The 22,916-nt window shown below is 74.4% G+C and carries 20 protein-coding genes and 1 pseudogene; 11 read left to right on the top strand and 10 right to left on the bottom strand.

Going from position 1 to position 22,916, the window contains the following annotated elements:
* The gene (locus AC07DA_RS03085) at positions 1 to 804 is read right to left on the bottom strand and encodes a putative protein N(5)-glutamine methyltransferase (protein ID WP_479124060.1); all 804 of its coding nucleotides are present in this window, start codon (positions 802 to 804) and stop codon (positions 1 to 3) included.
* A gap of 281 nt (positions 805 to 1,085) precedes the next feature.
* Between AC07DA_RS03085 and AC07DA_RS03080 the strand changes: the two genes are divergently transcribed.
* The 6 genes from AC07DA_RS03080 to AC07DA_RS03055 all read left to right on the top strand — a co-directional run bounded on the left by AC07DA_RS03080 (position 1,086) and on the right by AC07DA_RS03055 (position 6,933).
* A complete protein-coding gene (locus tag AC07DA_RS03080) occupies positions 1,086 to 1,544 on the top strand; it encodes a MarR family winged helix-turn-helix transcriptional regulator (RefSeq protein WP_479124058.1) in 459 nt (152 codons plus the stop codon).
* Positions 1,545 to 1,609: 65 nt separating this feature from the next.
* Positions 1,610 to 2,215, top strand: a complete 606-nt coding sequence (locus AC07DA_RS03075) for a sulfite oxidase-like oxidoreductase (RefSeq protein ID WP_479124056.1) — start codon at positions 1,610 to 1,612, stop codon at positions 2,213 to 2,215.
* Positions 2,208 to 2,963, top strand: coding sequence for a ferredoxin reductase (locus tag AC07DA_RS03070; RefSeq protein WP_479124055.1), 756 nt, complete (start codon positions 2,208 to 2,210; stop codon positions 2,961 to 2,963). The genes AC07DA_RS03075 and AC07DA_RS03070 overlap by 8 nt, the downstream gene beginning before the upstream one ends.
* A gap of 216 nt (positions 2,964 to 3,179) precedes the next feature.
* Positions 3,180 to 4,148: an acetylxylan esterase gene (locus AC07DA_RS03065; RefSeq protein WP_479124053.1), complete on the top strand. Its 969-nt coding sequence runs from the start codon at positions 3,180 to 3,182 to the stop codon at positions 4,146 to 4,148.
* A 118-nt stretch (positions 4,149 to 4,266) separates the two neighbouring features.
* Positions 4,267 to 5,508 (top strand): serine hydrolase domain-containing protein, encoded by a 1,242-nt coding sequence (locus AC07DA_RS03060; RefSeq protein ID WP_479124051.1) that lies wholly within the window; start codon positions 4,267 to 4,269, stop codon positions 5,506 to 5,508.
* A 612-nt stretch (positions 5,509 to 6,120) separates the two neighbouring features.
* Entirely contained in the window at positions 6,121 to 6,933 is an 813-nt protein-coding gene (locus tag AC07DA_RS03055; RefSeq protein WP_479124049.1) for a GntR family transcriptional regulator, read from the top strand.
* Positions 6,934 to 6,989: 56 nt separating this feature from the next.
* On the opposite strand, the gene AC07DA_RS03050 is transcribed toward AC07DA_RS03055, so the two are convergent.
* A complete protein-coding gene (locus AC07DA_RS03050; RefSeq protein WP_479124047.1) occupies positions 6,990 to 7,730 on the bottom strand; it encodes a class I SAM-dependent methyltransferase in 741 nt (246 codons plus the stop codon).
* Positions 7,731 to 7,795: 65 nt separating this feature from the next.
* The gene (locus AC07DA_RS03045) at positions 7,796 to 8,395 is read right to left on the bottom strand and encodes a PadR family transcriptional regulator (RefSeq protein WP_479124045.1); all 600 of its coding nucleotides are present in this window, start codon (positions 8,393 to 8,395) and stop codon (positions 7,796 to 7,798) included.
* Positions 8,396 to 8,464: 69 nt separating this feature from the next.
* On the opposite strand from AC07DA_RS03045, the gene AC07DA_RS03040 reads away from it, so the two are divergent.
* The 4 genes and pseudogenes from AC07DA_RS03040 to AC07DA_RS03025 all read left to right on the top strand — a co-directional run.
* Positions 8,465 to 8,863, top strand: a complete 399-nt coding sequence (locus AC07DA_RS03040) for a nuclear transport factor 2 family protein (RefSeq protein ID WP_479124044.1) — start codon at positions 8,465 to 8,467, stop codon at positions 8,861 to 8,863.
* Between the two features lie 111 nt (positions 8,864 to 8,974).
* The gene (locus AC07DA_RS03035; RefSeq protein WP_479124042.1) at positions 8,975 to 9,802 is read left to right on the top strand and encodes a class I SAM-dependent methyltransferase; all 828 of its coding nucleotides are present in this window, start codon (positions 8,975 to 8,977) and stop codon (positions 9,800 to 9,802) included.
* A gap of 268 nt (positions 9,803 to 10,070) precedes the next feature.
* Positions 10,071 to 11,213, top strand: coding sequence for a transcription termination factor Rho (gene rho / locus AC07DA_RS03030; RefSeq protein WP_479124040.1), 1,143 nt, complete (start codon positions 10,071 to 10,073; stop codon positions 11,211 to 11,213).
* A 606-nt stretch (positions 11,214 to 11,819) separates the two neighbouring features.
* Positions 11,820 to 12,656, top strand: a pseudogene (locus AC07DA_RS03025) (D-alanyl-D-alanine carboxypeptidase family protein); the annotation flags it as partial.
* A gap of 83 nt (positions 12,657 to 12,739) precedes the next feature.
* On the opposite strand, the gene AC07DA_RS03020 reads toward AC07DA_RS03025, so the two are convergent.
* The 3 genes from AC07DA_RS03020 to AC07DA_RS03010 all read right to left on the bottom strand — a co-directional run bounded on the left by AC07DA_RS03020 (position 12,740) and on the right by AC07DA_RS03010 (position 16,569).
* Entirely contained in the window at positions 12,740 to 14,101 is a 1,362-nt protein-coding gene (locus AC07DA_RS03020; protein WP_479124038.1) for a glycosyltransferase 87 family protein, read from the bottom strand.
* A complete protein-coding gene (mptB, locus tag AC07DA_RS03015) occupies positions 14,098 to 15,492 on the bottom strand; it encodes a polyprenol phosphomannose-dependent alpha 1,6 mannosyltransferase MptB (protein WP_479124036.1) in 1,395 nt (464 codons plus the stop codon). The genes AC07DA_RS03020 and mptB overlap by 4 nt, the downstream gene beginning before the upstream one ends.
* Before the next feature lie 144 nt (positions 15,493 to 15,636).
* Positions 15,637 to 16,569: a glutaminase gene (locus tag AC07DA_RS03010; RefSeq protein WP_479124034.1), complete on the bottom strand. Its 933-nt coding sequence runs from the start codon at positions 16,567 to 16,569 to the stop codon at positions 15,637 to 15,639.
* Positions 16,570 to 16,840: 271 nt separating this feature from the next.
* On the opposite strand from AC07DA_RS03010, the gene AC07DA_RS03005 reads away from it, so the two are divergent.
* On the top strand, positions 16,841 to 18,136 hold the full coding sequence (locus tag AC07DA_RS03005) for an MFS transporter (protein WP_479124032.1): 1,296 nt from the start codon (positions 16,841 to 16,843) through the stop codon (positions 18,134 to 18,136).
* 45 nt (positions 18,137 to 18,181) lie between these two features.
* Here AC07DA_RS03005 and aspA read toward each other — a convergent pair whose 3' ends face one another.
* The 4 genes from aspA to AC07DA_RS02985 all read right to left on the bottom strand — a co-directional run bounded on the left by aspA (position 18,182) and on the right by AC07DA_RS02985 (position 22,901).
* On the bottom strand, positions 18,182 to 19,603 hold the full coding sequence (gene aspA, locus AC07DA_RS03000; protein ID WP_479124030.1) for an aspartate ammonia-lyase: 1,422 nt from the start codon (positions 19,601 to 19,603) through the stop codon (positions 18,182 to 18,184).
* A gap of 120 nt (positions 19,604 to 19,723) precedes the next feature.
* Positions 19,724 to 20,740 (bottom strand): asparaginase, encoded by a 1,017-nt coding sequence (locus AC07DA_RS02995; RefSeq protein WP_479124028.1) that lies wholly within the window; start codon positions 20,738 to 20,740, stop codon positions 19,724 to 19,726.
* A gap of 32 nt (positions 20,741 to 20,772) precedes the next feature.
* Positions 20,773 to 22,215 carry an amino acid permease gene (locus AC07DA_RS02990; RefSeq protein ID WP_479124026.1) on the bottom strand — a complete coding sequence of 481 codons (1,443 nt, stop codon included), beginning with the start codon at positions 22,213 to 22,215 and terminating at the stop codon, positions 20,773 to 20,775.
* The gene (locus AC07DA_RS02985; RefSeq protein WP_479124024.1) at positions 22,212 to 22,901 is read right to left on the bottom strand and encodes a FadR/GntR family transcriptional regulator; all 690 of its coding nucleotides are present in this window, start codon (positions 22,899 to 22,901) and stop codon (positions 22,212 to 22,214) included. Before AC07DA_RS02985 ends, AC07DA_RS02990 begins: the two co-directional genes overlap by 4 nt.
* Between the last annotated feature and the right edge of the window lie 15 nt (positions 22,902 to 22,916).

Genomic DNA, 22,916 nt, shown 5'->3' with positions numbered 1-22,916 from the left:
TCACGGCCGCACGCCGATCACCACGTGGGCGTACCGCTCCTGCGAGACGGCCAGGTGGGCCGCGAGGCCGCCGCGCTCGAAGGCGGCGACGGCGTCCGGTGCCTGGTGCCGGCTCGTCTCCACCAGGACGCAGCCCCCCGGGGCGAGCCATCGGAGCGCCCCGGCGGCCACCCTGCGCAGGACGTCGAGGCCGTCGGTGCCGCCGTCTAGGGCGACCAGCGGCTCGTGGTCCCGGGCCTCCTGCGGCAGCAGGCCGATCTGGTCGCTCGGGACGTACGGCACGTTGGCCGCGAGGATGTCGACGCGGCCGCGCAGCGCGCCGGGCAGCGCCTCGAACAGGTCGCCCCGGTGGACGTGCCCGCCGGCGGCGGCGACGTTGGCGCGGGCGCAGCGCACGGCGGCCGGGTCGATGTCGGCGGCGTGCAGTTCGACGCGGCCGAGCCCGGCGGCCAGGGCCGCGCCGACGGCGCCCGAGCCGCAGCACAGGTCCACGACGACCCGCGCGCCGGGCGCCCGGTCGAGGGCCTGCTCCACCAGGAACTCGGTGCGGCGGCGCGGTACGAAGACGCCCGGGGCGAGGCCGATGCGCAGCCCGCGGAACTCGGCCCAGCCGACGACGAGTTCCAGGGGCAGTCCGGCGGCGCGGCGTTCGGCCATGGCGGCGGCCTCGGCCGGGGTGGAGGCGGTGGCGAGGATCAGGTCGGCCTCGTCCTCGGCGAAGACGCAGCCCGCCGCGCGCAGGGCGGCGACGAGGGTGTCACGGGACGAGGGCGGGGAGGGCGGCACAGCGGACACGGACGGCATGGAAGCCATGAGCCTTTCGGGAGCCGAAGGGCGCTCCGGCGGTCGCCTACGGCCGGCGATCCGCGCCACGTCGAGGGGGGAGCACCCGAGCTGACACAGCGGTAATGGGTCTCACCTCCCCGGTTCCCGACGGCTGGGACCCTCCGCAGCCGGACCGCAACCCTACCCGACGGCGTCCCCGCCCGGTACGCCGGTAGCGGCCCGGCGGGGACCTGGTCGGGGCGTGCAACCGCCGTGCGACCATGGGATACGGAGACAGCAGCGCCGTGAGGGAGGTCCCCGTGCAGACAGCCGACGCCGTGGAGACCATCCAGCGGGAGCTGACGGTCTTCGCCCGCCGGGCGCATGCCGCGGCCGGGCGGATGCACCCCGAGCTGTCGCTGGTGTCGTACACGCTCCTGGGGCACCTGGAGGAGAGCGGCGGATGCCGGGCCACCGATCTGGCCGCCCACTACGCCCTGGACAAGTCCACCGTCAGCCGCCAGGTGGCCGTCCTGGAGCGCGCCGGGCTCGTCGGCCGCCGCCCCGACCCCCGGGACCACCGCGTCCAGGTGCTGGAACCGACGCGGGCCGGCCGACGCGTCCTGGCCCGGGTCACCGAGAGCCGCCGGGCGGTCTTCCGGGAGCGGCTGGCGCACTGGCCGGAGGAGGACCTGTCGCGGTTCGCCGACCACCTCGTGCGGTACAACGCGGCATCCGGCCCCGGGCCGCGGGACGAGGACCACCGCACGTACGGTTGAGCACGCCATCACTGATCACGCCGGACCGGACGGGGCACCGCCGGCCGGCCCGGAGGCACCACCCGATGCACATCACCCGAGGCTTCACCGGGCGCCCGCGCGGCGCCGACCCCGGTCTGCCGCCCGGGCAGTACGACGCCCGCGACGACTGGCCCGTGCTGTCCGCCGAGGTCACCCCGGACCTCGCGCCCGCCGACTGGACCTTCCGCGTCGACGGTCTGGTCGCCGAGCCGCGCACCTGGGACTGGGAGGAGGCGCACCGGCTGCCGCCGTCGGCGTACGAGGGCGCCATCCACTGCGTGACGAGCTGGTCGAAGTTCGGGGTGCGGTTCTCGGGCGTGTCCCTGGACGCCTTCCTGAATGTGGTCCGGCCCCATGAGTCGGCGACCCATGCCGTGGCCTACGCGCACACCGGCTACACCACGAGCCTCCCGCTCTCCGACCTGACCGGCGGGCGCGCCTGGATCGCCTGGGAGTACGACGGGCAGCCGCTCCCCCCGGAGCACGGCGGCCCGGCGCGCCTGCTCGTGCCGCACCTGTACTTCTGGAAGAGCGCCAAGTGGATCGCGGGCCTGCGGATCCTCGACCACGACGAGCCGGGCTTCTGGGAGCGGAACGGCTACCACGAGCGGGGCAACCCGTGGGAGGAGCAGAGGTACGCCGGTGACTGAGACGTTCGTGCCGCCCACGCGGTTCGCCGTGCCCGGGCGCATCGCCGTGAACGAGCAGGCCGCCTCGGTGTGGCAGACCGCCACGCTCACCGGGATCCGCCGCGAGACCCCGCGCACGGCCACCTTTCGGTTGGCCGTGCCCGGCTGGCCGGGGCATCTGCCCGGGCAGCACCTGATGGTGCGGCTGACCGCCCAGGACGGCTATGTGGCCCAGCGCCACTACTCGATCGCGTCCGCGCCGGACGACTCGGGGCACGTCGAACTGACGCTGGACCACGTCGAGGGCGGCGAGGTCTCGGGCTGGTTCCACACGGTCGCCCGGGTCGGCGACCGGATCGAGGTGCGGGGCCCGGTGAGCGGCTTCTTCGCGTGGCCGGGCGACCGGCCCGCGCTGCTGCTCGGCGCCGGTTCCGGCGTCGTGCCGCTGATGTCGATGGTCCGGCACCACCGGGCGCGGAACCTGGCCGTGCCGCTGCGCATGCTGGTGTCCGCACGCAGCCCCGAGGAACTGGTCTACGCCCGGGAGCTGGGTGCCGAGACGACAGCCGTGTTCACCCGGAGCGCGCCGGCGGGTGTGCCGGTGGGACGCATGGCAGCAGCACATGTAGCGCCGCTCCTGGCCGCTGCGCCTCCCGGTGGGTGGGAAGCCTATGTGTGCGGCTCCAACTCCTTCGCCGAGCACGCCTCACGGCTGCTCGTGACGGCGGGTCAGCCGGTGGACCGCATCCGGATCGAGCGCTTCGGCTGAGGGCCGCGGCATCCGGTGACCCGACCACCCGCGTACGGGGTTCCGCTCCGCGTGGTGCCCGTGTCCCGGCCACACGCTCCTGACCAGCGAGTGCCCCGCTCGGGCGCCACCCCTCGCGCCCGGTGCGCCCGGCGGGCATCTGGTCAGTCCTCCGACCACCGCCGTAGGGTGATCAGCACTGTCTCGGCACCGGTTCCTCACCAAAGGCGGTCCTGCATGGCCCTGTTCGACCTTCCCCTCGACGAACTCCGCGAGTACCGCAGCGCGTCCACCGAGCCGGAGGACTTCGACGCGTTCTGGTCCAAGACGCTCCAGGAGGCACGCGAGCACGATCTGGACGCCCGCTTCGAACCGGTCGACACGGGCCTGTCCACCGTGCGGGTGCTCGACGTGACCTTCGCCGGATTCGGCGGCCACCCGGTCAAGGGCTGGCTGACCCTGCCGGCCGGAGCGGACGGCCCGCTGCCGCTGGTCGTGGAGTTCGTCGGCTACGGCGGCGGACGCGGGCTGCCGCACGAGCATCTGCTCTGGGCGTCCACGGGCCGGGCGCACTTCGTGATGGACACCCGTGGCCAGGGCAGCGCCTGGGGCGGGGGCGGCGGCACGGCGGACCCGGTGGGCGGCGCACCCGCCTACCCCGGCTTCATGACCCGCGGCATCGACGCGCCGGAGCACTATTACTACCGTCGCGTCTTCACGGACGCCGTGCGTGCGATCGAGGCGGCCCGTTCGCATCCGCTGACCGACGCCGCCCGCACGGTGGCGGTGGGCGCGAGCCAGGGCGGCGGCATCACGATCGCGGTCGGCGGCCTGGTGCCGGACCTCGCGGGCATCGCGCCGGACGTGCCGTTCCTGTGCGACTACCCGCGCGCGGCGACCCTCACGGACCGGCACCCGTACCGGGAGATCGGCCTCTACCTCAAGACGCACCGCGGCCGCAGCCAGGAGGCCCTGCGTACCCTCTCCTACTTCGACGGCGTCCACTTCGCCGCCCGCGGCCGGGCCCCCGCCCTCTTCTCGGCCGCCCTGGAGGACCAGACCTGCCCGCCATCGACCGTCTTCGCGGCGTTCAACGCCTGGAGCCACGAGGACAAGGTGATCGAGGTGTACGACTTCAACGACCACGAGGGCGGCGGCCCCTTCCAGGAGGCGGCCAAGCTGCGCTGGTTGCGTTCGTACATCTGATCCAGCCGTTCCCCGCCGACGCCCTTCCCCTCTGGTCCGACCGGTCGGTACGTTCTTGCCGCCCGGGCCCGCGACGCTGCGGCCCGGGCTGGACACGACCGGCGAAGGGGTGGGGCCCATGTCCGACGACGAGGCGTCCGAGCAGACTGCACGCGCTGACGCGGCACCCGGTGACCGGACGCTCGCCGACCGGGCGCTCGCCGACCGGGTGCGGGTGCACGGCCACTGCGACCCGCGCTTCACGGCGGTGCGCGAGGCCTTCGAGGAGAACTTCCACGAGCGGGGCGAGCTGGGTGCCGCGGTGGCCGTCACCGTCGGCGGCAGGCTCGTGGTCGATCTCTGGGGCGGCTGGGCCGACGCGGCGCGCAGCCGGCCGTGGGAGCGCGACACACTGGTCAACGTGTGGTCCACGACGAAGGGCCCGGTGGCGCTCTGCGCTCACCTCCTCGCCGACCGGGGGCTGCTGGACCTGGACGCGCCGGTGGCGGCGTACTGGCCCGAGTTCGCGGCGGCGGGCAAGGACAGGGTCCTCGTACGGCACCTGCTGTCCCACCGGGCCGGCCTGGCCGGGCTCCGGGAGCCGCACTCGCTGGAGCAGCTCTGCGACTGGGAGCTGACCACACAGCGGCTCGCGGCGACGGAGCCCTGGTGGGAGCCGGGCACCCGATCCGGCTACCACGCGCTGACGTACGGTCACCTGGTCGGCGAGGTCGTGCGGCGGGTGTCGGGGCTGCGGCCCGGGGCCTTCCTGGAGCGGGAGGTGACCCGGCCGCTCGGTATCGACTTCCGCATCGGCCTGGCGGAGGAGGACGCGGGCCGGGCGGCGGAGTTGGTCCAGCCGCCCGTCCCGGCCGGCGGCACACAGGCCGCCGTCCTCGCCCGGCTGGCGCCGGCGGCGATCGCCGCGCTGACCAATCCGCCGGTGGACGCGGCCGCGGCCAACACGCCCGGCTGGCGGGCCGCCGAGATCCCCGCGGCCAACGGGCACGGCACCGCGCGGGCGGTCGCCGAGCTGTACGGCGTCTTCGCCGGGCGCGGCTCGTACGGGGGCCGCCGTGTGCTGTCCCCGGAGGCGGCCGAGCGGGTGCGCGAGGGGCAGGGCAGCTGCCGGGACCTGGTCCTCGGCGCCGGACTCCCGGCCGAGACGGAGGTGGGGCTCGGGCTCTGGCTGAGCGGCGGCAACGGCTCCTACGGACCCAACCCGCGCGCTTTCGGGCACGACGGCTTCGGCGGCTCCTGCGGTCTGGCCGATCCGGAGGCGGAGGTGTCCCTGGGATACGTGATGAACCGGATGGGGCCGCACATCGCCGACGACCCGCGGAAGATGGCACTGGTCGGAGCGCTGTACAGCGCCCTGTAGGGCGCCGCGGCACCCGGTGGTGGGCGCCTCGCAGTCTCCTCGGCCGGCCACGGCACGCCGCCACGCCCACCGTCCGAACCGCTGGGCCCGTGTCCGGTCCCCCGCCCCCCGATCCGGACCACGACACGGATCACCACACCCGGCCGGTCCGGGCCACCACGCGGACCACCACCCGTACGCGCCACCGCCTCCGGTAAGGACCACCACGCGAACCACCCCACCCCGGCCATCCACTCCCGGTCCGGACACCACGCGGCCCGCCACACCCCGGCCTGCCACATGGACCACCACACCACACTGGACCGCCCCTGTCGGCCCGGACCACCACACGCACCGGCGCGCCCAGGCCCCATCCCCCTCCACCCCGCGGCTCGGCCCGCGCCCGCGGCCCGGCCCGTGCGCCGCCGCGTGCGGCGGCGCATCCACCGGGGCGACAGCTGAACGGCACGCGACCCGTGCGGCACACGGCCCGCGCGACAGCCGTCCGTCCCGGCGGCAGCCGGTTTCGGCCGAACCGCCCGGGCGCCCTTCCCGGCTGGTTTAGACCAATGATAGATCTGGTGGCGCACCGAGCCCGAACGGCTACCGCACGTCACCAACAGGAGGCGCGGCATGGCCCGCACCACCCCGTCCGACGACCTGGCGACCGGCCACCCGGCGACCGAAGGAGAGCCCCTGTACCGGCGGATCGCGACGCAGTTGCTCGGCGAGCTGCGCGACGGCACCGTCCCGCCCGGCGAACGGCTGCCCGGCGAACGCCGGCTGGCCGGGCACTTCGGCGTCAGCCGGGAGACCGTACGGCAGGCACTGGAGCTGTTGCGCCGCGAGGGTCTCGTCGCCACCGACCGGCGTGGCAGCCACGCCACCCTGCCCGGCCGGCCGGCGCAGGCACCGGCGACGCTCACCTTCCCGGTCGGCGCCCGCAGCGCGACACCCGGCGCCGTCGCCCGCGCCACCGTCACCTGGGAACCTCCCCCGCCGGAACACGCCGAGGCCCTGGGGCTGGCTCCCGGCCGCCCCACCCTCATCCACCGCTACCGGTACGCGACCGCGGACGGGCACGGCCTGCGCACCGCCCTCACGTCCTTCTCCGCCGTCGCCCTCGAGGAGGTGGAGGAACTGGCCCGGTACCGCGACCGCGCCGACGGCACCGCCGCCGCGCAGCTGCGCCGGGCCTACGACTGGATGCGCCGGGCCGGTCTGACGCTGCACCACCGCGACACCATCACCCCGCTCGCGAGCAGGCAATCGGTTCGGGTCACCCGGCGGGTGTACGACCAGTACGCGCGCCCGCTGGAGATCACCGACCTCGTCGTGGACGCCCAGCAGGACGCGCTGGTCTACGAGTTCACCGTGCCGGGCCGGGCGGCGCGGCCCGCAGCCGCCGGGGCGTCACGCCGTACGCCGCGCGGAGGCGGCGGGTGAAGCGGGCCTGATGGGCGACTTCGAGAAGGCGTTCGACGAGGACCTGCCGGCCTTCGTCAGCGGCTGGCCGGCCCGTCCGGAGCTCGGGCCACGACGAGACGCACCCGCGGGCTGCCGTCGCGTCTCCGCCCGAACTCCGGCAGGGCGTACAGCTCCACCCGGAATCCGGCCCGCATGAGCTCGCCGCGCACCCGCCCCAGCCGGAACGCCCGGTAGTACATGACGAACGGAGGCCGCCACAGGGCGTTGCGCACCCGCATCACCGTGTCGAAGCCCAGCAGCGCCCAGTAGCCGGGGGTGCCCGGGCGTGGCGGCGCGACCAGCGGGAACGCGAACCGGCCGCCGGGCCGCAGCACCGCGCGCACTTGCGCGAACAGACCCGGCAGTTCGCGGGGCAGGAAGTGGCCGAAGGCCCCGAAGCTCACCACCAGGTCGAAGGCGGGCGCGAACGGCAGCGCCCGGGCGTCGGCACGGACCCAGGAGAGCCGCGGCCCGCCGGACCGGATCCGCGCGCGGGCGACGTCGAGCATGCCCGTGCTGAAGTCGGTCCCGGTGACGTGGTCCCGGCACAGCCGCGTCAGCACGCCGGTCCCCGCACCCGTGCCGCAGCACAGGTCGAGCCCGGCGTCGAAGGGACCCATCGGCCGCAGTGCCGACTCGACGGCGTCGAGCACGGCGTCGGGGGCCCGGAAGGGAGTGCGGTCGAATTTCGGCGCGAGGAGGTCGTAGCCGCGCTCGACCGACGACAGGGCCTGGACGGCGAGCTCGCGCGCGCTGGGGCCTTGGGGGCTGAACATCGGCTCAGCCTACGGGCTGCCCCGAGTCGTTCCGAAGCACTGCCCCGGGCGTCGGGGCCCGTGACCTATCGCGTGCTGTCCTGGGCCGGAGGGCGCGGCCGTCCGCTCAAGGGGGAGCGCTGGTCCAGTACCGCCCGCACGCGCGCGCACCAGCGGAGGTTCTCCTCCTCCAGGGCGATGCCCGCCAGGAGGGTGAGGTACGGGCCGACGCGGTCGGCCCGGCGCAGGTACTCCTCCTCATCGCGGCCGGCCAGCAGGCGCTCGCGGACGCGCAGGTAGCGGGCCAGCTTGCCGCGGGCCCACGCCTCGCGCTCCTCGATCAGGGCCCGGGTCGCCCCGGGGTCGGCACCGTCCATCGCCTGGATCTTGATGAGCAGTTCGTCGCGGATGGCCGTGGGCCGCCGGGGCGGTGTCGCGGCGAACGCGTCCAGGTCCCTGCGGCCCGCCTCGGTCAGCGTGAACATGCGCTTGTCGGGCCGCCGCTCCTGCCGCACGACCCGGGCCTCGATCAGGCCCTCGCCCGCGAGGCGCTCCAGCTCCCGGTAAAGCTGCTGCGGGGTCGCCGCCCAGAAGTTGGCGAGCGACACGTCGAACACCTTCGACAGCTCGTAACCCGACGCCTCGCCCTCCAGCAGGGCGGCCAGGACGGCGTACTTGAGAGACATGTGGACACGGTACCAACGGTTGACTAATCTACTTCGCACCTAGTCAACTAGTTGAGTAAGGCGGTCGTGATGCGTGCATTCCGTGAGGCGGTCGAGGCGCTCGACCTGGACGCCGCCGAGGCGCTGCTGGCGCCGGACGTCGTCTTCACCAGCCCGGTGGTGTTCAAGCCGTACACGGGCAAGGCGATCACCGCGGCCATCCTGCGGGCCGTCTCCGGTGTCTTCGAGGACTTCCGCTACGTGCGCGAGATCAACGACGCGGGCGGCCGTGACCACGCGCTGGTCTTCACCGCGCGGGTGGGTGACCGGGAGATCAACGGCTGCGACTTCCTCCACGTCGGCGACGACGGGCTCATCGACGAGTTCACGGTGATGGTGCGTCCCCTGTCGGCGGCCCGGGCGCTCGCGGCGGCCATGGGGGAGCAGTTCGAGCGGATCGCGGAGGAGGCCAGGGCCCGCACGGCGTGAGGGGCGGCTCCCGGGCCCCGGGTCCCGCCCCGGCGACGTGCCGGTGCGGTTCGCGGGGCCGTTTCCCCCGTTCTCCCGCCGCCCGGGACCCGTTCGCGGTTGGATGTCCCCATGACGTCCGCCGAGCACGACCGGCTGATGCGGGCCAACCAGGCCAACTGGGACGCCCGCACGCCCGTCCACCTCGCCAGCCGGTTCTACGGCCTCGACGAGGACCTCGACCCCGAACGCTGGTTCGCCCCCTTCGAGTGGGAGGACCTCGGCGAGCTGGCCGGCCGTGACGTGCTCCACCTCCAGTGCCATCTCGGCACGGAGACGATCGCCTTCGCCCGGCGCGGGGCCCGGGCCGTCGGGCTCGACTTCTCCGCCGCGTCCGTGGCCGCCGCGACCGGTATCGCGGCGAGGGCCGGGGCGGAGGTGACGTACGTCCGGGCCAACGTGTACGACGCCGTCGAGGCGTTGGACGGGCGCCGGTTCGACGTCGTGTACACCGGCAAGGGCGCCCTGTGCTACCTGCCCGACCTGGACCGCTGGGCCGGGGTCGTCGGCCGGCTCCTGCGGCCCGGCGGGCGGCTGTACGTCGTCGAGTTCCACCCGCTGCTCAACTCCCTGGGCCCCAAGCCCGCCCCGGGCGAGGGCCCCGAGCTGCTGCTGCGCCACGACTACCTGGGCGGCGGCGGTCCGGTGCACCGCGACGCGACCCACACGTACACCGACGGCCCCGCCGTCGAGGGCGCCACGGACAGTTACGAGTGGATGCACGGAATGGGCGAGGTCGTCAACGCGTTGACGGATGCGGGACTCACCGTGCGGCGCCTGCGCGAGGGCGACGAACTCCCCTGGCCGCGCTGGCCGCACATGACCCGCACCCCGTCCGGCTGGTGGCGGCTCCCCGAGCCGCGGATCCCCCTGCTGTACGGACTGCTGGCCACACGCTGAGACCTGACCCGTTCTCCTGGCGGCACCCGGCGTGGTAGCCTGCCGGACAGCACGTGTGCTTGCCCCTCTCGTGGGCGCCGGTGCCAGTTCTCTCTCGCATCACCTCTTCTTCGCATCACTTCTTCGTTTCCCAGCGCCACGACGCGTGCCGTCGTACCCGAGGCGCTGTTCCCGCCGCACGGAGGCGTGCCCAAGGCCCTCCCCTCGCGGCTCTCCCCCTCCCCTTCGCATGTCTCATGCCGTTCCCGTCCGCGGAAGGACCCACCCCATGACCACCACACTCGACCACCCGTCCGCCCGGCAGCGGACCGCGCCCCGGCCCGCCGTCGGCGTCCTCGACATCGACGCGCGGGGGAAGGGCCACGTGCGCGGCGACGACCTCCTGCCCACACCCGCCGACCCCGTCGTCTCCCCCGCGCTGATCCGCCGGCACGACCTGCGCGCGGGCGACCTCGTCGCAGGCGTACACGACGGCCGGGGCGGCCTCACCGAGGTCGAACGCGTCGGCGGTGCCGGCCCGGCCGCACCGCGCGGGCGCCGCCGGTTCCGGGATCTGACACCGCTGCACCCGCACGAGCGGCTGCGCCTGGAACACCCGGCGGCCGGTCTGGCCGGACGGGTCGTCGACCTGGTCGCACCGGTCGGCAAGGGCCAGCGCGGGCTCCTCGTGGCGCCGCCGAAGACCGGCAAGACCGTCCTGCTCCAGCAGCTCGCGGCGGCCGTCGCCGGCAACCATCCCGAGTGCCGGCTGATGATGCTGCTGCTCGACGAGCGGCCCGAGGAGGTCACGGACATGCGGCGCAGCGTGCGCGGCGAGGTGTACGCCTCCACCTTCGACCGCGGCGCCCGGCAGCACATCGCGCTCGCCGAACTCGTCGTCGAACGCGCCAAGCGGCGCGTCGAGGCCGGTGAGGACGTCGTCCTCCTCCTCGACTCGCTGACCCGGCTGTGCCGGGCGCACAACAACGCGGCCGCGGCCGGTGGCCGCATCCTCACCGGGGGCGTCGACGCGACGGCGCTGACCGGGGCCAAGCGGTTCTTCGGCGCCGCCCGCGCGGCCGAGGAGGGCGGCTCCCTCACCATCCTCGCGACTGCCCTGGTGGAGACCGGCTCCCGGGCGGACGACTACTACTTCGAGGAGCTGAAGAGCACCGGCAACATGGAGCTCCGCCTGAGCCGCGAACCGGCTTCCCGGCGCGTCTTCCCGGCCGTCGACATCACCCCTTCCGGCACCCGCCGTGAGGAACTCCTCCTGCCCCCGGCCGAGTTGACCGCCCTGCACGGCCTGCGACGGGTCCTGCAGAACCGGGACGGGGGGAGCGCCCTGGAGACCCTCCTGGACCGCCTGCGCGAGACACCGGACAACGCGACGTTCCTGCGGCGCATCCAGCCGACCCTGCCTCCCCGTTGACGGGTGCGCGGAAGGACGCGGGCGCGGCGAAGGGCCGCTGGGTCGCGGACCCGCGAGTACGTCCGGCGGCCCGCGCACCCCTCCGGACGCCCGGGTCCGGAGGTCCTCACCCGGCCTCGACACCGCCGTCCGGCGCAAGGCGCCGCACATGCTCGCCCTGGCCCAGCCGAGCCGCGCGGGAGACGGCCGCCGCCCGGCCGGACCGCGCGGGGCGGGACGGGGTCCGGCGGGACCGCGCGGGGCGGAACGGGGCCCGGCAGGACCCGCCGGGGCGGAACGGGGCCCGGCGGCACCGCGCGGGGCAGGACGGGGGTTCGGCAGGACCGCGCGGGGCGGAACGGGGCCCGGCAGGACCCGCGGGGCAGGACGGGGGTTCGGCAGGACCGCGCGGGGCGGAACGGGGCCCGGCAGGACCCGCGGGGCGGGACGGGGGTTCGGCAGGACCGCGCGGGGCAGGACGGGGCCGAGGAAGCCCCCGCGGCGGCGGTGGTGAGGCCGCTCGCGGACCCGGCCGGCCGACGCGGCCGGTGCGGCATCCGGGTGCTCGCGGGCGGTCTCCGGCCCCGTCGTCGCCGTACGCAGTCCGACCGTTTCTACGTTGATCGTATGATCATCGGATTCTCTTCCCGGGTGGCCGTGTCGGCCGGCGCGCTCTGCGTGGCAGGGCTCCTGGTGGTGACGCCCGCCGCCGCGGCCGACCCCGGCCGCGCGGAGCCCACCGCGCCGGCCGCGCCGCGGGCGGCGGCCCCGCACCCCTCGCTGCTGTACCGGCCGGGCCTGCACGTCCGCCCGCGCGCCGGAACACCGCGCCTCCCCGAGGTCTCCGCCCTGTCCTGGCTGGTGGCCGACGCCCGCACCGGGGAGGTGCTGGCCGCCCGCAACGCGCACCGCAGGCTCCCGCCGGCCAGCACGCTGAAGACACTGTTCGCCCTCACGGTGCTGCCGTCCCTGCCCGCGGGCATCCGGCACACGGTCCGCGCGGAGGAACTGCGCGGCATCGGCGCCGGCAGCAGCCTGGTCGGGGTGGCCGAGGGCCGGACGTACCAGGTCGCCGACCTGTGGCGCGGTGTCTTCCTCAACTCCGGCAACGACGCCGTGCGGGTCCTGGCCGAGCTCAACGGTGGCTGGCGGGCCACCGCCGAGCGGATGCAGGCCAAGGCCCGGTCCCTCGGCGCCCTCGACACGCGCGTGGTGTCGCCGGACGGCTACGACGCCCCGGGCCAGGTGTCGTCGGCGTTCGACCTGGCCGTCTTCGGCGCGGCGGGACTGCGCAACCCGGACTTCGCGCGGTACTGCGCCACGGTCGAGGCCCGGTTCCCGGGCGGCGACCGCTGGTCGTACCCGATCCGCAACACCAACCGGCTGCTGAGCGGGGCCCGCGGGGTGAAGCCGTACCGAGGGCTGATCGGCATCAAGAACGGTTACACCAGCAAAGCCGGCAGCACGCTCGTCGCGGCGGCGCGGCGGGACGGCCGCACCCTGGTCGTGACGGTGATGAACCCCCAGGAGGGCGGCGGGTCCGCCGTCTACGAGGAGGCCCGGTCGCTGCTCGACTGGGGCTTCGGTTCGGCCGGGACGGTCGAACCGGTGGGCTCGCTCGCGGTGCCGCGTCCGCCCGCGCGCACGGAGGTGACGGCCGTGCCCGCGGCCGCGGCAACCGTGCCGAGGGAGCCGGGGTCCGCCTGGACGGAGGCGGGGCTGATCGTCGGAGCGGCCGGGCTGGGCGCCGCGGTCGTGGTGCTGGTGCTGCGGCTCCCGGTGCGCAGGCCGGGACGGAGCTGACCGGCCGGCAGCCACAGCAGCAGGCCGAGGGTGATCCACGCGTAGAGGTTGCCCCCGAGGAACCCGTCGACGCCGGACGCGTCGTCGAACCACAGCCAGACGACGCTGGTGCACAGCGCGGCGTACAGGGCGCCCGCGACGCGCAGGTGCCCGGCCCGGGCCAGTACGGCGAGGGACGGCAGCAGCCAGACGAGGTGGTGCACCCAGGTGACGGGGCTGACGAGGCAGGCGGCGAGGCCGGTCACGGCGAACGCGGCCGTCCAGTCCCCCGCCGCCGCGGCCCGGCGCGCCCGTACGGCCCACACGACGAGGACCGTCAGGACGGCCGCCGCCCACACCGCCCGGTCCGGCGCGCCGAGCCGTGCGAGGACGCCCTGCACCGACTGGTTCGAGACGTAGGCGAGCCGGCCCACCCGGCCGGTGTCCCACAGCGCCTCGGTCCAGTAGAAGCGCGAGGCGTCCGGGTCCACGAGGGCGGCGAGGGCCGTCGCACCGAGGGCGACGGCGGTGGCGACCGCGGCGGCGCGCCACCGCCGGGTCACCAGCAGCAGCCCGATGAACAGCGCCGGCGTGAGCTTGACCGCCGCGGCGAGTCCGATGCCCACGCCCGCGAGCCGGCCGCGTCCGGTCGCCAGCAGCGCCGCGTCGGTGAGGACGAGGGCCAGCAGCAGTACGTTCACCTGGCCGAAGCTGAAGGTGTCGCGCAGTGGTTCGAACAGCGCGAGCAGGCAGGCGGCCAGGGCCCACCCGAACCAGCCGAACCGCCGCCACGCCGGGCCCGCCAGCAGACGCAGCACCAGGGTGAGGGCCGCCAGGTTGAGCAGCAGGGCCGCGGCGATCGCGGTGCGCAGGTCCAGCAGGGCCATGGGCAGCATGGCGACCGCGGCGAACGGCGGGTAGGTGAAGCCGTACGGCGTCCCCGGCACGCGGTAGTCGTAGAGGGCGCCGCCCCGGTGGACCCAGGTGTCGATGCTGCCGTGGTAGACGCGCAGGTCGAACCAGTCGCGCAGCAGGGGAACGGTCGCGGTGAAGACGGTGACCGCCGTGGCGAGGGCGAGCACCAGCAGCAGCCGGCCGCGGTCGGTGCGCGGCAGGGACGGGGTCATGCGGCGCGTCCCAGCGCCGGGGCGAGCCGGGCCTGGTGGGCCTGCCACAGCACGACGACCGCGAGCGCCCCGCCGGAGACGGCCAGCAGCAGCTGCCCGGAGTCCGCCGGTCCGCCGCTGGGCAGGACACACAGCGCGAGGACGCCGGTCACGGCGGTCATGCGGTGGCGTACGGAGCCGCTGGGCGCGGCGGCGGCGATGAGGAACAGGCCCCACAGGGCGTACCAGGGGCGGATCGCCGGGCCGAGCGCGGCGACCGCCGCCAGGCTCAGGCCCAGGGCGTACACCGGCCGCGGCCGCAGCCGGAGCCAGATCACCGCGACGGCGACCACGGCGGCCACGATGCCCAGGACGTGCCAGACGGGCACCGCCAGGGGCGCGAGATCGCTGCCGAGGTGCTCCAGGAACGCGCGGGTGGCCCGGCCGAGCAGGGTGGTCAGGGCCCAGTTCTCCGGTGACACGGGGGTGTTGAGGGCACCGATCCAGCCGTACCCGGTGCCGGCGACGACCGTGGCGGCGACGGTCGTGCCCGCCGCGGCGACGGCGGTGGTCGCGAGGGTCCGCACGGGACTGTCGCCCGCGCGGACCCGCACGGCGACGACGGCGGCCAGACCGAGCAGCGCGGGCACCTTGACCAGCGCGGCGAGCGTCACGAGGACGGCGCCGAGGACCGGCCGACGGCCGAGCGCGGCGACCAGGCCCGCGCCCAGCAGGCCCAGCATGACGGCGTCGTTGTGGGCGCCGGCGACCAGGTGCAGCAGGACGAGCGGGTTGAGGGCGCCCAGCCACAGCGCGGCGGACGGGTCGGCCCCGCCGTGCCGGGCGAGGCGGGGCAGCGCGGCCGCCATCAGGGCGACGCCGGCGAGGGCGACGAGCCGCATCCCGAGGAGCCCGGCGGGCAGCTCACCACGCGTCACACCGGCCAGGGCCGCGGCCACGGCCAGGAACACCGGGCCGTACGGGGCACCGGTGTGCCGCCACAGCGGGGCGACCTCGTCGGCGAGCGGGCCGCCGAGCCGGGCCGGCCCGTGCGCGTACACGTCCAGGTGCGCCTCGACCATGGCTCCCTGGGCGAGGTAGCTGTACACGTCCCGGCTGAACAGCGGCGGCGCCGGCAGCAGGGGGGCCGCCCAGACGGCGAGGACGAGCAGCAGGGCGCGCGGGGCGGGCGGCCGGGGGCCCCGCACCAGGCGGCCCAGCAGCGCCCAGGCGGCGATCAGCAGCACGACGCCGAAGTACGTGCCGACCAGCCCCAGGGCGGCACGCGCGGAGGCCGGGTGGAGGAGGTCCCGTACGGGCAGGGCTCCGGCCGTCCCACCGCCCAGGGCGAGGCAGGCGGTTCCGGCCAGACCGAGTACCTGGCAGCGGCGGAGATCGACGGGAAGAGCCATGGCCAACACTCGGGCAGCGTGGCAACGCGGGGTGGCGCCGCGGCGACGCGGGGCCCTCCGGGGAGCGGCCGGGGTGTGACCGGAGGGTGATCAGCACGCAGGCCGGGTGGCCTGCCGGGTCGTTCCCCGCACCCCTTGGGGCGTTCAGAAGACCGACAGGCCCGTCAGGGTCGTGAATCTGTCGAGGGCCGCCACTCCGGCCACCGAGTTGCCCCGCTCGTCCAGGCCCGGGCTCCACACGCACAGGGCGCAGCGGCCCGGGACGACCGCGACGATGCCGCCGCCGACGCCGCTCTTGCCGGGCAGGCCCACGCGGTACGCGAAGTCGCCCGCCGCGTCGTACGTCCCGCAGGTCAGCATGATCGCGTTGATCTGCTTGGCCTGGCTGCGGGTGAGCAGACGGGTGCCGTCGGCGCGGATGCCGTGCCGGGCCAGGAAGGTCGTGGCGAGGGCGAGGTCGGCGCAGGACGCCGTGACGGAGCACTGGCGGAAGTACTGTTCCAGCAGGACCGGCACCGGGTTGTCGATGTTGCCGTACGACGCCATGAAGTGGCCGAGCGCGGCGTTGCGGTCGCCGTGGGCGGACTCGGAGGCGGCGACCTCCTTGTCGAAGGTCAGCTCCGGGTTGCCGCTCTCCGCGCGCAGGAAGCCCAGCAGTTCGCCCGACGCGTCGCCGGTGCGGGTGTGCAGCCGGTCGGTGACGACGAGCGCACCGGCGTTGATGAACGGGTTGCGCGGGATGCCGTTCTCGTACTCCAGCTGCACCAGGGAGTTGAACGGGTTGCCGGAGGGCTCCCGGCCGACGTGCTCCCACAGGGCGTCGCCCTCCCGGGCCAGGACCAGGGCGAGGGTGAAGACCTTGGTGATGGACTGGGCCGAGAACGGCTGCCGCCAGTCCCCCACCCCGTACACGGTGCCGTCGGGTTCGGCCACGGCCATGCCGAAGCTGCGCGGGTCGCGGGCGGCGAGCGCCGGGATGTAGTCGGCGGCCCGGCCGCGGCCGGGTGTCCGCTCGATCTCCTCGGCGATGCGCTCCAGAACCGGCTGGAAGGTGGTGGGCGACGTCATGATCACCATTGTCCCCGCGTGCCGGCCCGCCCGCGCACGCGCCCCTATTCCGTTGCCGCGCCGGGACGCCGGCGGCTACCGTGCGGGCAGCGAGTGATCCCGGAGGAGCTGAGCATGGTCGGTCGCCGAAGCGCGCGTTGACGTCGTGGGCCGTCGCCGGCCCGTCATCGCGTGCCGCCCTCGACCCGTGGCACGGCGAGCCCTCTTCCCGTCCGGCACCCTCGGTGCGCCCTGTCGCCCGGGGTGGCGGGCCTCCTCCTCGGCAAGCCAAGGGGTCCTCGTGCCGTCCGATTCCTCCGCGTCCCGCGCGTTCCGCTCCGCTCCGCCCGGCCTGTGGCGGGACGTCGACTTCCGCAGGCTCTGGTGGGGCCAGACCGCCTCCCAGCTGGGCGAGCACGCCTGCCTGGTGGTGCTGCCCCTGATCGCCGTGCTGACGCTGCACACCGACGCCGGCCGGCTGGGCGTCCTGCGCGCGGTGGGGCAGGCGCCGGTCCTGCTGCTCTCGCTCCTCGCCGGCGCCTGGGTGGACCGGTGGCGGACCCGCACGGTGATGGTCCTGGCGGACGCCGGCCGCGCCGTGGCGCTGGGTGCGGTCGCCGTGGCCGGTCTCCTCGGGGCGCTCGGACTGCCGGCCCTGCTCGTCGCCGCGTTCGCCGTCGGGGCCCTGTCCGTGTTCTTCGACGTGGCCTACCAGACGTCCCTGGTACGGCTGGTGAGGCGCGATCAGCTGCTGCGGGGCAACAGCGCCCTGGAGGGCAGCCGGTCGGCGGCGCAGACGGGCGGCCCCGCTCTGGGCGGGGCGCTGGTGTCCCTGCTGTCGGCTCCGGTCGCGGCGGCGTGCGGCGCGCTGTTCTTCGTGGGGTCGTTCCTGTCGATCCGGCGGATCCGCCGGATCGAGGCGGTTCCCGAGCCCACCGCCGCTCCCCCGCCCTTCCGGCACCGGATCATGGCGGGCGTCCGCCTCGTCGCCCGTGACCCCTTGCTGCGGGCCGTGGCCCTCGCCTCGGCCGCCTTCCAGTTCTCCTTCGCGGCCGTGATGACCGTGTACCTGCTCTTCCTGCCGCGGGAACTGCACCTGTCGGGCACCGCCGTGGGGCTGGCGCTCGCGGCCACCGGGCCCGGCGCGCTCCTGGGCTCGTTGCTCGCCGCCCGGCTGCCGGGCCGGTTCGGCCACGGCGTGGTGCTGGTGTCCGCGGCGGCCCTGGGCGACGGCGTGATGCTGTGCGTGCCGTGGCTGCACGGCCCTGCCGTCGTGACCGCGCCCGCGCTCGTGGCGGTCAACTTCCTTTTCGGTGTCTTCGGCCAGCTGGTCAACGTCACCACCATGTCCGTGCGGCAGGCCGTCACCCCGGACGCCCTGCAGGGCCGTGTGGCGGCGACCGTCACGTGCGCGGGCATGGGCCTGGCCCCGCTCGGCTCCCTGCTCGGCGGTGTGGTCGCGGAGCAGTGGGGTCTGCGCACCGGCCTCCTGGTGACGTCAGCGGGGATGCTGCTGTCCCCCGTGCTGATGGCGCTGTCCCCGCTCGCCCGCCTGGGCCGGACGCCGCCGGCCCGGGCGGACGCGGCCGGTGGTTGACACGCGGGGGTCAGCCGAGGCTCTCCGCCCCGGCGCTCACCCGGATCAGACCACGGCCGGACGCTCCGTGGGCCCGCTGCCCGCCAGGACCTCCGGGCGCAGCAGGGCCGCGAGGGACTCGGCGGGGAGCAGGCCCTTCTCCAGGACGAGTTCGGCCACGCCCCGGCCCGTCGCGAGGGCTTCCTTGGCGATGTCGGTGGCGGCCGTGTAGCCGATGTGCGGGTTGAGCGCGGTGACCAGGCCGATGGAGTTCTCGACGGTGGCGCGCAGGGCCTCGGTGTTGGCGGTGATGCCGTGCACGCAGCGCTCCGCCAGCGTCAGGCAGGCCGCGCGCAGATGGGTCAGGGACTCCGACAGGGCGTGCAGGATGATCGGCTCGAACGCGTTGAGCTGGAGCTGTCCGGCCTCCGCGGCCATGGTGATGGTGACGTCGTTGCCGATCACCTCGAAGGCGACCTGGTTGACCACCTCGGGGATGACCGGGTTCACCTTGCCCGGCATGATCGACGAACCCGCCTGCACCGGCGGCAGGTTGATCTCGCCGAGGCCGGCGCGCGGGCCGGAGGACAGCAGCCGCAGGTCGTTGCAGCTCTTGGAGAGCTTGACCGCGATGCGCTTGAGCACGCCGGACATCTGCACGAACGCGCCGCAGTCCTGGGTCGCCTCGACCAGGTTGGCCGCGGTCACCAGAGGCAGTCCGGTGATCTCCGACAGGTGGCGGCGGGCCGACTCGGCGTATCCGGCGGGGGCGTTGAGACCGGTGCCGATGGCCGTGGCGCCCAGGTTGATCTCGTGGATCAGCTCCACGGCCTCGGAAAGACGGGACCGGTCCTCGTCCAGCATGACGGCGTACGCGGAGAACTCCTGCCCCAGCGTCATCGGCACCGCGTCCTGCAACTGCGTACGGCCCATCTTGAGCACGTCACGGAACTCCACGGCCTTGCGGGCGAACGCGTCCTGCAACACGGACATCGCCTCCAGCAGCCCGCGCACCGCGAAGACGGTCGCTACCTTCACCGCGGTCGGGTAGACGTCGTTGGTGGACTGGGAGAGGTTGACGTCCTCGTTCGGGTGCAGGTGGCGGTACTCGCCCTTGGCGTGGCCCAGCAGCTCCAGCGCCCGGTTGGCGATGACCTCGTTGGCGTTCATGTTGGTCGAGGTGCCCGCCCCGCCCTGCACGACGTCGACGACGAACTGGTCGTGCAGCTCACCGGAACGGATCTCCCGGCAGGCCGCGACGATGGCGGCCGCCTTCCGCGCCTCCAGCAGGCCGAGTTCCTCGTTGGCCAGGGCCGCGGCCTCCTTCACCGCGGCCAGCGCGTCGATCAGGTGCGGGTAGGCGGAGATCGGCGTTCCCGTGATGGGGAAGTTCTCCGTGGCCCGCAGGGTGTGCACACCCCAGTAGGCGTCGGCGGGAACGTCACGGTCACCGAGCAGGTCGTGCTCGCGGCGAGTGGCGGCGGTCATGAGGGTGAGGGGTCCCTTTTTCTGGAACGGACAGGGGAGGAGCGCCCCGTCGGGGGGCGCGGGGAACTGCGCGATCAGCCGCGGGAAGCCCGCAGCCGCACGGAAGAACCCGGCACGCGCTCAGGCGCAGGCGGCACCGGCGAGCGGCTCCAGCGAGCGAACGGGCCGCACCCGCCCGACCTCCCGTCCGCCCCCGAGCAGCGGCTCGCCCGCGAACTGCGTGAGCAGCTCCGGGTCGACACCCGCCCGGGCCAGGGCGGCGGCGGTCACCGGCACACGCGCGCGGTTCGCACCATCCGCGATCTTCACCGCGACGGCCCGCCCGTCGGCCAGGGCGGCGACCTGCACGCCCTCGAAGCCGTCCTTGGTGAGGAGCCCGGGCACCGCCCGCATCAGCGCGGCGACGTCCCGGCCGGAGCCGGAGGCCATCTCGGGGTGCGCGCGCATGGCGTCGGCGACCCGGGCCTCGGGCGTGCCCGGGGCGGCCGAGACGATCCGGGCGGTCGCGCGGGCCAGGCCGTGCAGGGAGATGGCGAACAGGGGCGCGCCGCAGCCGTCGACGGTGACCCGGGCGATCCGCTGCCCGGTGAGGTCCTCGACGATCTCGGCGATGGCCTGCTGCAACGGGTGGCCGGGGTCCAGGTAGGTCTCCAGCGGCCAGCCGTTGAGGGCGCAGGTGTAGAGCATGGCCGCGTGCTTGCCGGAGCAGTTCTGGGCGAGCCGGGAGGGCGATCGGCCCTCGCGGATCCAGGCGTCCCGGACGGCGGGGCCGAACGGCATGTCGGGGACGTTGCGCAGGTGGTCCTCGCTGAGCCCGGCGAGTTCGAGGATGCGGCGGGCACCGGCGAGGTGGCGTTCCTCGCCGGAGTGACTGGCCGCGGCCAGCGACAGCAGCTCGCCGTGGAGCGGGAGTCCGGCCCGGGCCATGGCCACGGCCTGGACGGGCTTGATCGCGGAGCGGGGGTAGAAGGCGGCCTCGACGTCTCCGATCTGGAGCCGGACCTCCCCGTCGGCGCCGAGGACGACGACGGAGCCGTAGTGCATGCCTTCGACGATTCCGCCGCGTATGAGGTGGGCGACGGGGGCGTGGACGGGTTCACGGACCAAGGGTGCGGCCGCGAGGGAACTGCTGTGCATCACTGCCTGTTTCTCCGGGAGTCGCGCGTGGGTCACGCGTCGGCTCCGGTGGTGGACGTGCGGGCGATACGGCCCCGGATGCCGAACCATCCGGCGACCAGGGCCCCGACGATCAGCGGCAGGCACAGCACGGTGGTGCGTCCCGCGCCGCCGTCGGCGTACATGAGGACCAGGACGGAGGCGAGGAACGCCAGCGTCACGATCTCGGTCCAGGGGGAGCCCGGCAGCCGGTAGCCGGGGCGGGTGAGCTCGCCCTTCTGGGTCTTCTGCCAGAAAAGGAGGTGACAGACCATGATCATGCCCCAGGTGGCGAGGATGCCGATCGCGGCGAAGTTCAGCACGATCTCGAACGCCTCGGCGGGCACCACGAAGTTGAGGCCGACGCCGAGCACGCAGACGCCGCTGGTGAGCAGGATGCCGCCGTAGGGGACCTGGCTGCGGCTCATCACGGAGGTGAACCTGGGCGCGGAGCCGGCCATGGCCATGGAGCGCAGGATGCGGCCGGTGGAGTACAGGCCGGAGTTGAGCGAGGACATCGCGGCGGTGAGGACCACGAGGTTCATGACGCCGCCGGCCGCCGGGACGCCGATGTTGGACAGCACCGTGACGAAGGGGCTCTCGCCGGCGGTGTACTTGTTCCAGGGCAGCAGCATCGACAGCAGGAGGACCGAGCCCACGTAGAACAGGCCCACGCGCCACATGATCGAGTTGATCGCCCTGGGCATGATCTTCTCGGGGTTCTCGGTCTCGCCGGCCGCGACACCGACCAGTTCGACGGAGGCGTAGGCGAAGACGACGCCCTGGATGATCAGCAGCATGGGCAGCAGGCCGTGCGGGAAGACGCCGCCGCTGTCGCCGATCAGGGACGGGCCCGGGGTGTGGCCGTCGACGGGGTGCCGGGTGACCAGCAGGAAGATGCCGATGCACATGAAGACGACCAGTGCGCCGACCTTGACGATCGCGAACCAGAACTCCAGCTCGCCGAAGATCTTCACCGAGATCAGGTTCACGGCGAGGACGACGGCCAGCGCGATCAGGGCGATCACCCACTGCGGGATGTCGGAGAACATGCCCCAGTAGTGGGTGTAGGTGGCGACGGCGGTGATGTCGGCGATGCCGGTGGTCGCCCAGTTCAGGAAGTACATCCACCCTGCGGTGTAGGCGCCCTTCTCCCCCATGAACTCGCGGGCGTACGAGACGAAGGCGCCGGAGGACGGACGGTAGAGCACGAGCTCGCCGAGGGCGCGGACGACGAGGAAGGCGAAGAGGCCGCAGACCGCGTAGGCGAGGAAGAGGGACGGGCCCGCGTCGGCGAGGCGGCCGCCGGCGCCGAGGAACAGGCCGGTGCCGATGGCGCCGCCGATGGCGATCATGTTGACGTGCCGGGACTTCAGGGACTTGCTGTAGCCCGCGTCTCCGGCGTCGACATGGCCGGAACGTTTCTGCACTCCGTCGTGCAGGGACTGCTCGCTCACGCCTCGGGTCCGCCTTCCGTGGGGGTTTCCGTGCCGGTGTCCGTGCGCGGGGAGCGCACGATGTCGGTGAGGGTCGTCTCGACGCGGTCGAGGTGGTGGGTCATGGCCTCCACCGCGTCGTTCTCGGAACCGTCGATCAGCGCCTCGACGATGGCCCGGTGCTCGCGGTTGGACTGCTCGCGGCGGCCGCCGAGCTCGTTGAGGAAGGCCGACTGCCGGGCCAGCGCGTCCCGGATCTCCTCGATGACCCGGCGGAAGACCGGGTTCTGGGCGGCCTCGGCCACGGCGAGGTGGAACAGCGAGTCCATGGCGACCCAGGCGGTGGTGTCGGTCTCCCGCTCCATCCGGTCCAGCAGGTGGGCCAGGTGGTCGAGGTTCTCCGGGGTGCGGCGCAGGGCCGCGTACCCGGCGACCGGGATCTCCACGTGGCGGCGGACCTCCAGCAGGTCGCTGGCCGCGTAGTCGCCGAAGGTGGGGTCCTCGACCGTGCTGGCGACGACGAAGGTGCCCTTGCCGGTGCGGGACACCGTCAGGCCCATGGTCTGCAGCGCGCGCAGCGCCTCGCGCAGCACCGGCCGGGAGACCTCCAGGGTGCGGCAGAGCTCCGCCTCGGAGGGGAGCTTGTCGCCGATGGCGTACTCGCCCCGTTCGATGGCGCCCCGCAGGTGCGCCAGCACCGCTTCCATAGCACTGACGCGGCG

This window comes from Streptomyces sp. NPDC044921, from assembly GCF_056432865.1.
Note: the sequence above shows the minus strand (reverse complement) of the source record. Positions and strands in the feature narration are given on the sequence as shown.

Excerpts from the sequence above, each read along its gene's own strand:
- mptB (WP_479124036.1), bottom strand. The coding sequence starts at position 15,492 with ATGGCTCTTCCCGTCGATCTCCGCCGCTGCCAGGTACTCGGTCTGGCC.
- aspA (WP_479124030.1), bottom strand. The coding sequence starts at position 19,603 with ATGACCGCCGCCACTCGCCGCGAGCACGACCTGCTCGGTGACCGTGAC.
- AC07DA_RS03040 (WP_479124044.1), top strand. The coding sequence starts at position 8,465 with ATGCGTGCATTCCGTGAGGCGGTCGAGGCGCTCGACCTGGACGCCGCC.
- AC07DA_RS02995 (WP_479124028.1), bottom strand. The coding sequence starts at position 20,740 with ATGCACAGCAGTTCCCTCGCGGCCGCACCCTTGGTCCGTGAACCCGTC.
- AC07DA_RS03075 (WP_479124056.1), top strand. The coding sequence starts at position 1,610 with ATGCACATCACCCGAGGCTTCACCGGGCGCCCGCGCGGCGCCGACCCC.
- AC07DA_RS02985 (WP_479124024.1), bottom strand. The coding sequence starts at position 22,901 with ATGGAAGCGGTGCTGGCGCACCTGCGGGGCGCCATCGAACGGGGCGAG.
- AC07DA_RS03010 (WP_479124034.1), bottom strand. The coding sequence starts at position 16,569 with ATGGTGATCATGACGTCGCCCACCACCTTCCAGCCGGTTCTGGAGCGC.
- AC07DA_RS03055 (WP_479124049.1), top strand. The coding sequence starts at position 6,121 with ATGGCCCGCACCACCCCGTCCGACGACCTGGCGACCGGCCACCCGGCG.
- AC07DA_RS03085 (WP_479124060.1), bottom strand. The coding sequence starts at position 804 with ATGCCGTCCGTGTCCGCTGTGCCGCCCTCCCCGCCCTCGTCCCGTGAC.
- AC07DA_RS03020 (WP_479124038.1), bottom strand. The coding sequence starts at position 14,101 with ATGACCCCGTCCCTGCCGCGCACCGACCGCGGCCGGCTGCTGCTGGTG.
- AC07DA_RS03045 (WP_479124045.1), bottom strand. The coding sequence starts at position 8,395 with ATGTCTCTCAAGTACGCCGTCCTGGCCGCCCTGCTGGAGGGCGAGGCG.
- rho (WP_479124040.1), top strand. The coding sequence starts at position 10,071 with ATGACCACCACACTCGACCACCCGTCCGCCCGGCAGCGGACCGCGCCC.
- AC07DA_RS03060 (WP_479124051.1), top strand. The coding sequence starts at position 4,267 with ATGTCCGACGACGAGGCGTCCGAGCAGACTGCACGCGCTGACGCGGCA.
- AC07DA_RS03065 (WP_479124053.1), top strand. The coding sequence starts at position 3,180 with ATGGCCCTGTTCGACCTTCCCCTCGACGAACTCCGCGAGTACCGCAGC.
- AC07DA_RS03050 (WP_479124047.1), bottom strand. The coding sequence starts at position 7,730 with ATGTTCAGCCCCCAAGGCCCCAGCGCGCGCGAGCTCGCCGTCCAGGCC.
- AC07DA_RS03035 (WP_479124042.1), top strand. The coding sequence starts at position 8,975 with ATGACGTCCGCCGAGCACGACCGGCTGATGCGGGCCAACCAGGCCAAC.